Annotated in this window: 15 protein-coding genes and 2 other annotated features; of the genes, 14 read left to right on the top strand and 1 reads right to left on the bottom strand. The window is 31.7% G+C overall.

Annotated features, from left to right (window positions below; translation table 11 throughout):
- Positions 1–32 precede the first annotated feature (32 nt).
- The 10 genes from B5G32_RS03220 (at position 33) to B5G32_RS03175 (ending at position 7,873) form a co-directional block, all read left to right on the top strand.
- Complete coding sequence (locus tag B5G32_RS03220) at positions 33–1,154, top strand: glycerate kinase (RefSeq protein ID WP_087935839.1); 1,122 nt, start codon at positions 33–35, stop codon at positions 1,152–1,154.
- Positions 1,144–1,983, top strand: a complete 840-nt coding sequence (locus B5G32_RS03215; RefSeq protein WP_087935838.1) for an RluA family pseudouridine synthase — start codon at positions 1,144–1,146, stop codon at positions 1,981–1,983. Before B5G32_RS03220 ends, B5G32_RS03215 begins: the two co-directional genes overlap by 11 nt.
- A gap of 74 nt (positions 1,984–2,057) precedes the next feature.
- Positions 2,058–2,178: a sequence feature (ribosomal protein L20 leader region), on the top strand.
- A 16-nt stretch (positions 2,179–2,194) separates the two neighbouring features.
- Positions 2,195–2,734, top strand: a complete 540-nt coding sequence (infC, locus tag B5G32_RS03210) for a translation initiation factor IF-3 (RefSeq protein WP_087243199.1) — start codon at positions 2,195–2,197, stop codon at positions 2,732–2,734.
- Positions 2,735–2,749: 15 nt separating this feature from the next.
- Positions 2,750–2,944: a 50S ribosomal protein L35 gene (gene rpmI / locus B5G32_RS03205; protein ID WP_087243200.1), complete on the top strand. Its 195-nt coding sequence runs from the start codon at positions 2,750–2,752 to the stop codon at positions 2,942–2,944.
- Between the two features lie 18 nt (positions 2,945–2,962).
- Positions 2,963–3,322 carry a 50S ribosomal protein L20 gene (gene rplT, locus B5G32_RS03200; RefSeq protein WP_087243201.1) on the top strand — a complete coding sequence of 120 codons (360 nt, stop codon included), beginning with the start codon at positions 2,963–2,965 and terminating at the stop codon, positions 3,320–3,322.
- 109 nt (positions 3,323–3,431) lie between these two features.
- On the top strand, positions 3,432–4,490 hold the full coding sequence (locus tag B5G32_RS03195) for a M42 family metallopeptidase (protein ID WP_087297138.1): 1,059 nt from the start codon (positions 3,432–3,434) through the stop codon (positions 4,488–4,490).
- Positions 4,490–5,332 (top strand): patatin-like phospholipase family protein, encoded by an 843-nt coding sequence (locus B5G32_RS03190; protein WP_087935837.1) that lies wholly within the window; start codon positions 4,490–4,492, stop codon positions 5,330–5,332. The genes B5G32_RS03195 and B5G32_RS03190 overlap by 1 nt, the downstream gene beginning before the upstream one ends.
- Positions 5,333–5,437: 105 nt before the next feature.
- On the top strand, positions 5,438–6,553 hold the full coding sequence (locus tag B5G32_RS03185; RefSeq protein ID WP_087935836.1) for a S1C family serine protease: 1,116 nt from the start codon (positions 5,438–5,440) through the stop codon (positions 6,551–6,553).
- A 61-nt stretch (positions 6,554–6,614) separates the two neighbouring features.
- Positions 6,615–7,457 carry a hypothetical protein gene (locus tag B5G32_RS03180; protein WP_129737104.1) on the top strand — a complete coding sequence of 281 codons (843 nt, stop codon included), beginning with the start codon at positions 6,615–6,617 and terminating at the stop codon, positions 7,455–7,457.
- Positions 7,458–7,459: 2 nt separating this feature from the next.
- Positions 7,460–7,873 (top strand): hypothetical protein, encoded by a 414-nt coding sequence (locus tag B5G32_RS03175; RefSeq protein ID WP_087297134.1) that lies wholly within the window; start codon positions 7,460–7,462, stop codon positions 7,871–7,873.
- Here B5G32_RS03175 and sspI read toward each other — a convergent pair.
- Positions 7,868–8,059 (bottom strand): small acid-soluble spore protein SspI, encoded by a 192-nt coding sequence (gene sspI / locus B5G32_RS03170; protein ID WP_087243207.1) that lies wholly within the window; start codon positions 8,057–8,059, stop codon positions 7,868–7,870. The genes B5G32_RS03175 and sspI overlap by 6 nt on opposite strands.
- 59 nt (positions 8,060–8,118) lie before the next feature.
- Between sspI and B5G32_RS03165 the strand changes: the two genes are divergently transcribed.
- From B5G32_RS03165 to B5G32_RS03150, 4 genes are all read left to right on the top strand, one after another.
- The gene (locus tag B5G32_RS03165) at positions 8,119–8,784 is read left to right on the top strand and encodes a M48 family metallopeptidase (protein WP_087935834.1); all 666 of its coding nucleotides are present in this window, start codon (positions 8,119–8,121) and stop codon (positions 8,782–8,784) included.
- The gene (locus B5G32_RS03160; RefSeq protein WP_087935833.1) at positions 8,781–9,506 is read left to right on the top strand and encodes a TrmH family RNA methyltransferase; all 726 of its coding nucleotides are present in this window, start codon (positions 8,781–8,783) and stop codon (positions 9,504–9,506) included. The genes B5G32_RS03165 and B5G32_RS03160 overlap by 4 nt, the downstream gene beginning before the upstream one ends.
- 45 nt (positions 9,507–9,551) lie before the next feature.
- Positions 9,552–9,757: a binding site (T-box leader), on the top strand.
- Between the two features lie 35 nt (positions 9,758–9,792).
- Positions 9,793–12,189, top strand: coding sequence for a leucine--tRNA ligase (gene leuS / locus B5G32_RS03155; protein ID WP_087297131.1), 2,397 nt, complete (start codon positions 9,793–9,795; stop codon positions 12,187–12,189).
- Positions 12,190–12,699: 510 nt separating this feature from the next.
- Positions 12,700–13,530, top strand: coding sequence for an Abi family protein (locus tag B5G32_RS03150; RefSeq protein WP_087935832.1), 831 nt, complete (start codon positions 12,700–12,702; stop codon positions 13,528–13,530).
- The last annotated feature ends 215 nt before the right edge of the window (positions 13,531–13,745 follow it).

The raw sequence follows: 13,745 nt of genomic DNA, 5'->3' as shown, positions 1-13,745 counted from the left end.
GAATAGTCTACTCTTTTTTTGGAGGTGGAAAAATGAAGATTGTGATTGCGCCTGATTCTTTTAAAGAAAGTATGAGTGCTTTAGAAGCCAGTATGCAAATCAAACAGGCTATTCAAGATTATGATGATGTGATTGTCACACAATGTCTACCACTGGCAGATGGTGGAGAAGGAACGCTAGAAACATTGATTCATTCTATGAATGGACGTATTTACGAATATGAAGTGACAGGTGTTTGTTTTGAAAAGCGAAAAGCGCCATTAGGAATTGTTGGAGATTTGGCTATTATAGAATGTGCTCAGGTTTGCGGATTAGAACTTTTAGATGAAAAAGATAAAAACCCATATTTGACCACAACATATGGATTAGGAGAATTGATTTTAAAGGCTCTAGAGTTTCCTATATCACGTATCATGATTTGTTTAGGAGGCAGTGCAACAAATGATGGAGGCATTGGTATGTTAGCGGCTTTAGGTGTATCTTTTTTCAATGACCAGCATCTCACGGTCCCATTGACAATGGCTGGACTTGAAGAGATTGTTTCTATGGATTGGAGTCATTTCCAAAAACGACTCAAAGATATTGAACTCATAGGTGTTTGTGATGTTTCCAATCCTTTATGTGGACAACAGGGTGCAACATATGTTTATGGTCCACAAAAAGGATTAGTTCCTCATAATTGTCAAAAAATCGATCAGGCCATGAAACATTATAGTGATCTTATTGAAAAGCAGCTAGGTGTGTCATTTCATAACGAACCAGGAGCAGGAGCAGCAGGAGGACTCGGTTATGCATTGTTATTGTGTCAGGGACATTTAAAACGTGGTTTTGATATTGTTAGTGAAATGGTCGGTTTAGAATCAGCTATTGCCTCATGTGATTGTGTGATTGTAGGTGAAGGCAAGATGGATTATCAGACACAATATGGAAAAACACCATATGGTGTTTTACAGCTGGCTCAAAAATATCATAAAAATGTTTATGCTTTTTGTGGTCGTGTGGAAGACTTGGATGTATTAAAGACGTTAGGTTTTCAAAATGTCTGGAGCATAACACCATCATCCATGCCATTATCACAAGCTCTTCAAAAAGGCAAAGAGAATTTAAGAAACTGTGTTTATGATCATATGGAGGAAATGATTCATGGAATATAAAGTCGAAACATCAACGACATTACTACCGTTTTTATTAGAACAAACATCTAAGAAACGTTCTGAACTAAAAAATCTTCTCAAATTTCAATGTATTTATGTAGATGGACATATTCAGACGCATTATGCATATCCTTTAAAGAAGGGGCAAATTGTTTCTATCGAAAAAAAGAAAGATGCTTTGCCTTTTCCTATTCTTTATGAAGGTAAAGAATTGATTGTTATTGATAAACCATGTGGTTTATTAAGTGAAGCGACAGCCAAAGAAAGTCAAAAGACGGCCTATGCTATTGTGAAAAAGTATTTAACATCAAAAAATGAAAATATCTTTTTGGTTCATCGCTTAGATCAATATACTTCTGGGATTTTGATGTTTGTCAAATCAAAAAAGCTATATGATATTTTAACTCATCATTGGAATCAATATGTTAAAACAAGAGGTTATATTGCGATTGTGGAAGGAAAAATGTCAAAACCATCAGGAACTATAGATAATTATCTGGCAGAATCGAAAACTCAAAATGTTTATATAACAAGCAAACAAAATGGAAAAAGAGCCATTACACATTATCGTGTGATTCGCTCTTGTCCAAAATGGAGTATGCTGGAAGTTTATTTGGATACAGGACGTAAAAATCAGATACGTGTCCACCTTTCTTCATTACATCATCCTATTGTGGGTGATGACAAATATCATTCTACTTCAAATCCTTTAAAAAGACTGGGATTGCATGCGCATGAATTTATGTTTATTCATCCTTTGACTAAAAAGGAGATGCGTTTTGTATCACCAACACCACAAAGTTTTGAAAAACTATTCAAAAAACGATAAACTCAACAATATTATTAAGAAAAAGATTGACATATCATCAAAAATCTATTATGATATGTCAGTAAATGAAAAGTAGTGGAAAGAAGAAGTGCCTACTTCTCGCCTGAGTGTTTATGATGCTAGGCTTATGTCACTAAGATGAATATCTTAATGTCAATGTGTGGGTGCTTTATGTGCTCACTTTTTGTTTAAACTACACAATTTATAGGAGGTGGCTATTATTAGCAAGTATAACAATCAATCAAATGACGATTTAGTGAATGAAAAGATTCGTTTCAAAGAAGTTCTAGTGATTGATCAAAATGGAGACCAGTTAGGTGTCATGTCACGTAATCAGGCTATTAACACAGCATATGATGAAGATTTAGACTTAGTGTGTGTTGCACCAAAAGCCAAAACACCAGTATGTCGTATTATGGATTATGGAAAATATCGTTTTGAACAACAAAAGAAACAAAAAGAAATGAAGAAGAATTCTAAAACTGTTTCTTTAAAAGAAACGCAATTATCACCAACGATTGATGTTCATGACAAAAATGTCAAATTAAAAAGAACATTGAAATGGCTAGAAGCTGGTGATAAAGTTAAAATTGCGGTTCGCTTTAGAGGTAGACAGCTCGCTCATATTGATATTGGTCAAAAAATACTAGATGATTTCGTCGCTGAATGTGCAGATTATTGTGTGATTGAAAAACCTGCCAAATTAGAGGGACGAACATTAACTGCTATATTAGCACCAAAGAAAAAATAACAGGAGGATATTATTATGCCAAAAATGAAATCTCATAGTGGACTTAAAAAACGTTTAAAAAGAACTGGTTCAGGAAAATATAAACGTGGACATGCGTATGTTTCACATTTATCTCATAACAAGACTCATAAACAAAAGAAACATTTAGCAAAAGCAACTTTAGTACACCCTTCAGATATGAAACGTATTAAATCTAGATTACAAGGGTAATGAATAGGAGGATAAAAAATGGCAAGAGTTAAAGGTGGATATACAACTAGACGTAGAAGAAAGAAAGTCTTAAAATTAGCCAAAGGATATTTTGGTTCTAAACATGCGTTATATAAAACAGCTCATGAACAAGTCATGAACTCTTTAGAATATGCATATAGAGATAGAAGAAATTTAAAACGTGAAATGAGAAAATTATGGATTGCACGTATTAATGCAGCTGCAAGAATGAATGATATTTCTTATTCAAAATTAATGCATGGTTTAAAATTAGCTAATGTAGAAATTAATAGAAAAATGTTATCTGAAATCGCAATTGCAGATCCTCAAGGATTTACGGCTATTGTAGATACAGCAAAAAAAGCTTTAGCAAAATAAAGAGGGATTTTCCCTCTTTTTGTTTTTTTGGAGAAAAAATGGGAATAATTTTTAGGACTCTTGTGATGATATAAAAATAAGGTATAATAGAAAACAGGAGGTTGAAAAAATGGCTGATTTAGAAATGTTGAAACAGTTCAGTTTAGCCAATGGTATTTCTGGCTATGAAAAACATATAACAAGATTAATGAAAACATATTTAGAAGAATATGCAGATGACATACAATATGATGGGTTAGGGAGTTTAATAGCGATTCAAAATGGAGAGAGCCCATTTAAGGTTTTATTAACAGCTCATGTTGATGAAATAGGATTTTTAGTTAAGAATATAGATGAACATGGATTTATACAGGTTCAGCCTGTAGGAGGATGGAATCCACGTCATTTACCATCATCTTTAATGAATATTGAAACACGTGATGGTCAAAACATAAAAGGTGTCATGGCTCTTAAACAACAGACACCTAAAGAAAAGGTGCTTACTGTAGATGACTTATATTTGGATGTAGGGGCTTTTTCTAAACAGGATGTTTTAGATATGGGAATTGGTAAAGGTGATCCTGTAACACCTGTATCTGATTTTATTATGATGCAAAATGAAAAATGTGTACTTTCCAAAGCATGGGATGATCGCATTGGAGTCGCAGTCATGGTAGAAGTTATGAAACGTTTGCATCATGAAAAGATTTATCCCACTCTTTATGTAGCAGGAACAGTACAGGAGGAAGTGGGATTACGTGGTGCTAAAACAGTGGCACAAATGGTTCAACCGGATTTGGCTTTAGCCATTGATGTGACTTTTTCGTATGATCTTCCTGGCGGGGAACAGGGCGATGTTAGATTGGGAAATGGTGTCGCATTATGTGTGATGGATGGCAGTGTGATTGGTCATACTGGTTTATTAAAACAATTAGAAAATATTTGTCGAAATCACCATATTGCTTATCAGCTTGATATGGATTTGGCAGGTGGAACAGATTCAGGAGAGTTAAGTAAAGTGGGACAGGGTGTCATGAATTTAACTATTTCTATCCCGACACGTTATATGCACTCTCATTATACGATGATTCATCTTGATGATTTTGAAGCGACTGTTGATATGCTGGTTGCTTTCTTAAAGGAATTTGACGAAGACATGTATATGTCTATGGTAGAGGATAAACGCTAATGGGGGCTCTTGTATTAGAAGGAGGAACTTTTCGTCCTATTTTTTCTAGTGGTGTGATGGATGCATTGAATGATCATGGTGTTGATTTTCCTTATGTTATTGGAGTATCAGCAGGTATTACAGATGGTTTTTCTTATGTATCTAAGCAGCCAAAACGTAATTATGATATTTTAATGAATCATCGTCATGATAAAAGATATGTGGGACTTCGTAATTATTTACATGATCGTAGTTTATTTGGATTAAAGTATGCTTATGAAACGATTCCTAACGAAATCTATCCTTTTGATTGGGATACATTTTTAAATAATCCAGCTCAAGTGAAAGTTGGTGTGACCAATGTGGAAACAGGTCAATGTGAATATTTGGATGGGAAACAATTAGATAAAAAATGTACAATGTTGAAAGCAACTTGTGCCATTCCTTTTGCTTTTCCAGTTATTTCTTTAAATGGTAAGAAATATTATGATGGAGGAATCTGTGATCCTATTCCAGTTAAAAAAGCTATGGAGGATGGACATCAGAAACTATTGATTGTCCTAACGCGACCTAAAGGATATCAAAAAACACTATCAAAGGCTAATGTTGTTGCGAGTCGTTTATTAAAGAAAAAATATCCTCAACTTGTACAACCCTTATTAACAAGACATCTTTTATATAATGAAACATTGGCTTATTGTGAACAGTTAGAACAACAGGGACAGGCGATTATTTTAAGACCAAGTGAAGAACTTCAAATTGATTCTTTTGAAAAAGATTTACAGAAGATTGATCGTATTTATCAATATGGCTATCAATTAGCTTTAGAACATATGGAAGAAATCAAGAAACTCCTTGAATAGACATTATTTTGACATTTTCACACATTTTTAAAATAATGTTAAGGTATTTATATATTATATTAAAAATATAAAAATAAATCATCTGATGATGGAAAGGAAAGATATATGATGAAACATATGAATAAAAATAAACTATTTAAAATCTTTGTTGTGTTATTATTGATTGTATCACTAGGATGTAATGGATTTTTGATGTATAAAGTCTTAGGGAATCAGGGAAGTGGTCATTCTGCTTCTTCATCTAATGCGACTGTTCAAACAGTTAATTATGATGTGCAATCTGATTTAACAGATGTTATTGAAAGTGCCAAGGAATCCGCTGTTGGTGTTGCAGTTTATCAAAATAACCAACTTGCTGGTAGTGGTAGTGGTGTCATCTACAAAGTAGATGGAAAAACAGTTTATGTCATTACAAATCACCATGTTATTGAAAATGCTCAATCTATTGAAGTCATTTATTCTAATGGTGAATCAGTGAGAGCTGAATGTTTAGGTAGTGATGAGTATGGTGATATTGCTGTTTTGAAAATGACAGTTAATTTTGATGTATCAGCCTATAAGGTTGGAGATTCTGATTTATTAGAAGCTGGAGAACCTGTTCTTGCTGTGGGAAGTCCATTAGGTATTGAATATGCGGGAACAGTCACTCAGGGGATTGTATCTGCTCCATCAAGAACAGTATCTGTTGATTTGAATAATGATGGTAGAGAAGACTGGGATATGAATGTTATTCAGACTGATGCAGCGATTAATCCAGGAAATAGTGGTGGAGCATTAGTCAATGCTGCTGGAGAATTGGTTGGTATTACATCTATGAAATTAGCTTCAGAAGAAGTTGAGGGTATGGGCTTTGCTATTCCAATTAATGATGCTGTTAAATTAGTTGAAGAAATTATTGAAACAGGTAAAGTGAATCGTCCAACTATTGGGATTTCAGCTGTATCGTTAGATAGTTATTCTTCATATGAACTTTATATGTATCGTATTCAAACGAATTTAAATAAAGGAATCTATGTTGCTGATGTACAAAGTCAATCACCAGCAAGTCAAGCAGGTATTCAAGTAGGAGATGTCATTACACAAATTGAAGGTAAAGATATTGAATCATATAAGGATTTCTTGACAGAACTTTATTCTAAAAATCCTGGTGATACGATAAAATTAACAATTAATCGTAATGGTTCGACATCTTCAGTCAATGTCACTTTAGGTTCTTCATAAGGAAAGCGAAAAGGTCTTTCCTTTTTTTTATAAAGAATATATAATGGGTGTTGGTGATGATATGAATAATGAAGTCAAAAAACAACTTACTTTATCATTAATTTTACTCGCTCTTTTAATCGCAACATTGTTTTTCTGGTATCCTAATTTTATGTTTCATACATATGTAGAAAGATTAGATTATCAGTATTGTTTGCGTGGTGAAAATGATGAATTTGTTGTTGATGGATATCAATTTTATCAGGATGGTCAAACACAGGGATATGGTCATGCACGCATTACGCCTTTAAAATCGCAAGTTTTTAAAAAGAATGATGAAGTGACATTGACTTTAATTTTATCCCAGGAACATCAGTTATCTCAGAAAATTAAGATTCAAAATGATGATCAGGTCGTGACATTAGATGAACAAGAAAGTGAAGACGCTTTTTTAGAAGAAGACATTCAAAATGCAAAACTGCAAATATCAGTCAATCGTCAAAACAAAACGACTTATGATCAGACAATAGAATTAAAAAATCAAGATATGTTGACATATACTTCAGCAAATAAAGATTATACATTAACCAATGTATATGTGACTGAAAATTGGTTAAAAACAGGAGTTTTTTCAAGTAAAGATCAGGATCTTGCTAAAGAATATCCTTATATGATTATTAATTATATGTATTCTCATGAACAGAATCATGAAGTGAATATTAATGATTATGAAAGATTTGTTTATTTAAAAGGAAAAACAGAAGATTTTTTAAATGATCAGATGGAAGAAATTGGATATTATGATGGTCAAGGATCATTATTTGATATGCAGTTATGTTGTGTAATAACATTAATGAAAAGTGAAGATGATTTGCATCCTTATACTTTTACATTACCTTTAAGTCCTATTCAAAAAGGAGAATAACTATGACACCAGGAAAAAAAGATAAAATGACATTATATATGTTGAGAAATGCTTTATCTACTTTGGTTATCGCTTTTATATCTTTTATGATATCATTGATATCATATTATGAATGTTCATTTCTTGAAGCTATTCAACGATTATTTTTAGTTAATATTTATACAACATTATATTTTTTATTGTTATGGTTATTGGATTATATGATTTTTGAAATATCAAAAATCATATTTGATACTTATGAAAATATTCTGACATATAAATTTATTCTTGTTTTATGCTTGATTGCGATTATTTTGTTCTTTGTTCCAATGTTGGATTTATTTCAATGGAATTTTATTTTCTTATGTCTGTTTATTGCATTAAGACAAGTGAAACAATTATATATTCATAAAAAAAGACCATCAAATGGTCTATAAAAGAGCACTCAGGCTTTGTAAAAAATGTTGTTTAGAAGTCTGATCCAAAGAATTATAGTATTCTTCAAAAAGAACACCTAAACCAACAAGAATTGTTTCTTCTTGAGAAGCAATACCTTCATCAATTGTTTCTTGGAGTTGTGCTGGAGAAAATCCTTTGAGATTCATTAAAAGTGCTTCACGCATTTTATCAGTCCTTTCTTATATAATATGGGATAAATATTTTGATTTATACAGGGAGTTTTATGAAAGAGTATCAAATCTTATTAAATGGTGAAACTATAACATATCAGTTAACATATAAGTATATGAAAAATATACGTATGCGTGTTAAAGATGGAATGTTATTTGTCAGTGCACCTTATGGAACACCATTAGAATATATTGAAAAAACAATACAGACTTATCAAAAACGCTTACTGAAACAAATCAATGCTTATCAGCCTTATGCTCAATATTGTGATCATGGATATGTCTTGATTTTTAATCAGCGATATCGTATTGTTTTACGTGATATAGGAATAAAAAAATGTCAATTTCATCATCAGGATATTTATGTTTATCATCGTGATATACAAACATGTATTGAAAAAATGTGTCGTCAAATATTACATGATTACATTGAAGAGAAAATCATTGCTTATTTAGCTTATGATTTTGATTTAGATATGCCTTTGATTGAGATTAAAAAATATAAGAGTCGATGGGGAAGCTGTTATTATCGTGATCATCGTGTTTCTTTTCATTTAGGACTTATTCATTTGGAAAAAGAACTTATTGATTATGTCATTCTTCATGAACTCGTACACTTTTTACAGCCTAATCACTCTGCTTTGTTTTATCAGGAAATAGCTCAAAGAATGCCTTGTTATCAGGAAATTCAAAAACGTTTAAAGGAGAAGCATACATGATTACATCTATACAAAATGAAACAATAAAAAAAATCATGAAATTGAAACAAAAGAAATACCGTGATTTAGAAGATCAATTTTTAATTGAAGGGTATCATTTGGTTGAAGAAGCTAAAAAAGCCAATTGTATTGAAACAATTATTACAACGCTTCATGAAACATTTGAAGAACCAACGATTTATGTATCTTCCAATATCATGGAAAAGCTCGCTTTTACAAAGACACCACAACCTATTATGGCCATCTGTCATAAACCACATCATCGTCTTTTCAATACCAATCATCAGCGTTATCTGTTATTGGATAATATTCAAGATCCTGGTAATTTAGGAACGATTATCAGAACAGCATTAGCACTGGGCTATGATCAAATTATCATGTCCTATAATAGTGTGGATTTATATAATGATAAAGTCATTCGTGCAACACAGGGAGCACTTTTTCAAATGTCCATCTGTCAAATGGATTTGATAGAAGCTATCACATCACTCCGACAAAATGATGTCAGAGTTTATGGAACATCATTACATCAGGCACAACCTATTCATCACTATCAGCCACAAGACAAAATGGCTTTTGTGTTAGGTAATGAAGGACAGGGTGTTTCTCAAGCTGTTTTAGATGCATGTGATGCTCATTTATATATTCCTATTCAAGCGATTGAATCTTTAAATGTTGCGATTGCTGGAGCTATTGTTATGTATCATTTTCCTAAAATTTAAGAAAAGATTTGCAAAATAATAAACATATGATATAATATTCTGTGTTTAGAATCGATGAAAAGGAGTAGTAGTTGGTGATACTTTTTAGAGAGTCTATGGGTGGTGGAAATAGACAGGTTAGGCAATGAACTCGCCTTGGAGATACAAAGATGAAAAGAGTAGTCTTTGTCGTTAACTGCGTTAAAGTTTTGAGAGCATATATGGATTCCATATATGAACTAAGGTGGTATCGCGATCAAGTCGTCCTTAGAAGGACGGCTTTTTATATTATAAGGAGGGATAAATGATGCCATTTGATCATCAAGCCATTGAAAAGAAATGGCAAAAATATTGGGATGAACATCAGACTTTCTATACTGATGTTTGGGATTTTTCAAAACCTAAATACTATGCTTTAGATATGTTTCCATATCCATCAGGACAAGGATTACATGTTGGGCATCCTGAAGGATATACAGCAACAGATATTATGTCACGTATGAAAAGAATGCAGGGATATAATGTTTTACATCCAATGGGATTTGATGCTTTTGGATTACCAGCTGAACAATATGCGATTAAAACAGGAAATCACCCTGAAGGATTTACACGTCATAATATTGAAACTTTTACACATCAGTTAAAGATGTTAGGTTTTTCATTTGATTGGGATAAATGTATTTCTACTTGTGATCCTGATTATTATCATTGGACACAATGGATTTTTAAACAGCTTTATGAAGATGGTTTAGCTAAAAATGTGGATATTCCAGTGAACTGGTGTGAAGAATTAGGAACTGTTTTAGCTAATGATGAAATCATTGATGGAAAAAGTGAACGTGGGGGATACCCAGTTATTAGAAAGAATATGAAACAGTGGGTTATTGATATCCCTGCTTATGCTGAAAAATTATTGGCTGGTTTAGAGGATGTTGATTGGCCTGAATCTACCAAAGAAATTCAAAGAAACTGGATTGGAAAATCTATTGGCGCTCATGTGCATTTCCAAGTTGATGGACATGATGAACAGTTTACTGTGTTTACAACACGTTGTGATACGCTTTTTGGCGCAACTTATTGTGTGTTAGCTCCTGAACATGAATTGGTAGCTAAGATTACAACACCACAACAAAAAGAAGCGATTGAAGCCTATGTGAAAGTCTGTGCTACAAAATCTGAATTAGAACGTACTGAATTAAATAAAGATAAAACAGGTGTCTTTACTGGTGCTTATGCAATTAACCCAGTGAATCAAAAGAAAATACCTATTTGGATTTCAGATTATGTTTTAGCAGGATATGGAACTGGTGCTATTATGGCGGTTCCTGCTCATGATGATCGTGACTGGGAATTTGCGAATAAATTTGGTCTTGAAATTATTCCAGTGCTTGAAGGTGGAGATGTTACAAAAGAAGCATGGACACAGGATGGAAATCATATTAATTCTGATTTCTTAAATGGTATGAACAAAGAAGATGCCATTGAAACAATGATTCAATGGTTAACTGATCATCATTGTGGTGAAAAGAAAGTGAATTATCGTTTAAGAGAATGGATCTTTGCACGTCAAAGATATTGGGGAGAACCAATTCCAGTGATTAATTTTGATGATGGCACTTCCGTTGCATTATCAGATGATGAATTACCATTGATTTTACCACCATTAGAAGATTACTCACCTTCTAAAAGTGGGGCATCACCATTGGATAAAGCTACAGACTGGGTGAATGTCACTGTGAATGGAAAAGCTGGAAAACGTGAAACAAGTACAATGCCAGGAAGTGCGGGAAGCAGCTGGTATTATATGCGATATATTGATCCACATAATGATCATGCGATTGCTGATAGAAAGTTATTGGATCACTGGTTACCAGTTGATTTATATGTTGGTGGACCAGAACATGCTGTTGGACACTTATTATATTCTCGTATGTGGAATCGTTATTTATACGATAAAGGATATTTGTCACATCCTGAGCCATTCCAGAAATTATATCATCAAGGTATGATTTTAGGAACAAATGGTGAAAAGATGAGTAAATCTAAAGGTAATGTCATTAATCCTGATGATATTGTTCAAACTTATGGGGCTGATACATTAAGAGTTTATGAAATGTTTATGGGACCTTTGGAAGCAAGTAAACCATGGAGTGAAACAGGTGTTGACGGTGCTAGAAAATGGTTGGATCGTGTGTATCGTTTGATTGTGGAATCTGATAAATTAAGTGATGAAAATGATCATTCATTAGACTTTGTTTATCATTCTACTGTTAAAAAAGTCACTCATGATTATGAAACATTAGGATTTAATACTGCTATTTCACAAATGATGATTTTTGTCAATGAAGCTTATAAAGCTAAAACTGTCTATCGTCCATATGCTGAAAACTTAGTGAAAATGTTAAGCTGTATCGCTCCACATGTCTGTGAAGAAATGTGGCAGTTACTTGGACATGATGAAACATTAGCTTATGAACCATGGCCAACATATGATGAAGCGATGTTGGAACAGTCAACAATTGAAATGGCTGTACAGGTTAATGGAAAACTTCGTGCTAAAATCACTGTGAATAAAGATGAAGATGATGAAGTCGTGAAACAGGAAGCTTTAGCTCAAGATAATGTAAAAACACATACTGATGGAAAGAATATTGTGAAAATTATTGTCGTGAAAAATAAGATTGTCAATATTGTTGTGAAATAATTATATTTTTATAAGTTATTTAAGTAGAGATTTATTATTTGATTTCAAAATATAATCTCTACTCTTTTTGTATAAAATTGATACATTGTACAAACTACATATATAACTCTAGATAAAAGAATGAAGAACTTCATGTAAAAATGTTATAATCTCATATATGAATGAACTAATAGTAAACTATTCATACGACATTACTGGTTTTATTGAACCGTTTATTGAAAATGATATTACAAAAACTCATAGAGTCAGATTTGATTAAATAGAGGATTTTGTTTAAGACATATTTGATAATTCTATAATATTCTAATGTTTTTGTTTGTAATTAATTATTCAATTTTTTCGTCAAAGATATGTTTTAACTAGTTAATTAAAATGTCTAGATTTTATAAGAAATTTAACTGAAATTAATTTGTTATTTTAATTTGGTTGTTATTTTTGATAAAATGTATATATTAATAAAATCGTCAAATATTTTTAATAGTTAGAAAACAAATCAAAGGAAGTGGCAATATGGATAACAGCGATTATCAACAATATAAAATTGCTAAAACAATTTCTGAACAAATTGAGTATTTAAATAAGAATAAAAGAGTACAATTTAATTGTATGAATAAAGATACAGCAAAAGATAAATTATTAGAATATAATTACATTCATATTATTACGCCATTTAAACATAAATTTGCAAAACTAAATGAAAACAAAGAGGTTGAAAGAGTTAATGGCAATCATGTATATGAAAGAGATGTTGATTTTAATGAATACTATTCTTTATTCAGAGATGAAAGAAAAAGATATCCAACAATCATTTCTAATATACTTGATTTTGAAATTCACTTTAAGACAATCACAGCATATCATATATTAATATCTAATGATATGAGAGATTCTAACCAGCTTCAATTATTTCTTGATTCATTGAAACTTCAGTTTTCTTTTTTAGAATCACGATATACTAAAACTAGAATATCGCATATGAATAATCACATAGATTCTTTAAAAAAAGATATTTTTAAATATGCAAATGTCTATTGTTTTTTTGATAGAATGAGTTTAGGGAATATGTTAACAATATTTACATGTCTTAATCATCATTTACAAAATAAAATATTTAAAGATTTAAAGAAATACCAAATGACTTTTAATGTTGATCAAGTTCCTGATTTTATAAATAAAGTTTTCTGTTTGGTATCAATTAGAAATTGTGTAATGCATTGTAATAGTTTAGAAATCTTAATTAGATTTTATAATCCTAAAACACATGAATTAAGAAAAAACTCTGATAGGAAAAAATATATAAATATGATTCGAATCTTGAGTATAGAAAAAGCTCACGAATAATCGTGAGCTTTCTTCCGCACCGTGTGCCATTTACATTAATATTATATGCAAATATTATAAAAATATCAACTAAAAGTATAAATCTTTTATATTTATCCCAAATTATTCATGAAAGCAAATTTGTGATGAAAAATTTATAAATCATGTCTATTTTCTAGCTTAAAAAATGTTATCCACCGTAAAATTGTGAATAACCGTAGCTAAAAAAGTGTAGT

It is taken from the genome of Massilimicrobiota sp. An80 (assembly GCF_002159255.1).
Lineage (GTDB): Bacteria > Bacillota_I > Bacilli_A > Erysipelotrichales > Coprobacillaceae > Allocoprobacillus > Allocoprobacillus merdigallinarum.
The sequence above is the reverse complement of the archived record's forward strand: the minus strand, read 5'-3'. Positions and strand labels throughout refer to the sequence as shown.

Coding starts and splice junctions, on each gene's coding strand:
- B5G32_RS03220 (WP_087935839.1), top strand. CDS start 33: ATGAAGATTGTGATTGCGCCTGATTCTTTTAAAGAAAGTATGAGTGCT.
- B5G32_RS03215 (WP_087935838.1), top strand. CDS start 1,144: ATGGAATATAAAGTCGAAACATCAACGACATTACTACCGTTTTTATTA.
- rpmI (WP_087243200.1), top strand. CDS start 2,750: ATGCCAAAAATGAAATCTCATAGTGGACTTAAAAAACGTTTAAAAAGA.
- rplT (WP_087243201.1), top strand. CDS start 2,963: ATGGCAAGAGTTAAAGGTGGATATACAACTAGACGTAGAAGAAAGAAA.
- B5G32_RS03195 (WP_087297138.1), top strand. CDS start 3,432: ATGGCTGATTTAGAAATGTTGAAACAGTTCAGTTTAGCCAATGGTATT.
- B5G32_RS03190 (WP_087935837.1), top strand. CDS start 4,490: ATGGGGGCTCTTGTATTAGAAGGAGGAACTTTTCGTCCTATTTTTTCT.
- B5G32_RS03185 (WP_087935836.1), top strand. CDS start 5,438: ATGATGAAACATATGAATAAAAATAAACTATTTAAAATCTTTGTTGTG.
- B5G32_RS03180 (WP_129737104.1), top strand. CDS start 6,615: ATGAATAATGAAGTCAAAAAACAACTTACTTTATCATTAATTTTACTC.
- B5G32_RS03175 (WP_087297134.1), top strand. CDS start 7,460: ATGACACCAGGAAAAAAAGATAAAATGACATTATATATGTTGAGAAAT.
- sspI (WP_087243207.1), bottom strand. CDS start 8,059: ATGCGTGAAGCACTTTTAATGAATCTCAAAGGATTTTCTCCAGCACAA.
- B5G32_RS03165 (WP_087935834.1), top strand. CDS start 8,119: ATGAAAGAGTATCAAATCTTATTAAATGGTGAAACTATAACATATCAG.
- B5G32_RS03160 (WP_087935833.1), top strand. CDS start 8,781: ATGATTACATCTATACAAAATGAAACAATAAAAAAAATCATGAAATTG.
- leuS (WP_087297131.1), top strand. CDS start 9,793: ATGCCATTTGATCATCAAGCCATTGAAAAGAAATGGCAAAAATATTGG.
- B5G32_RS03150 (WP_087935832.1), top strand. CDS start 12,700: ATGGATAACAGCGATTATCAACAATATAAAATTGCTAAAACAATTTCT.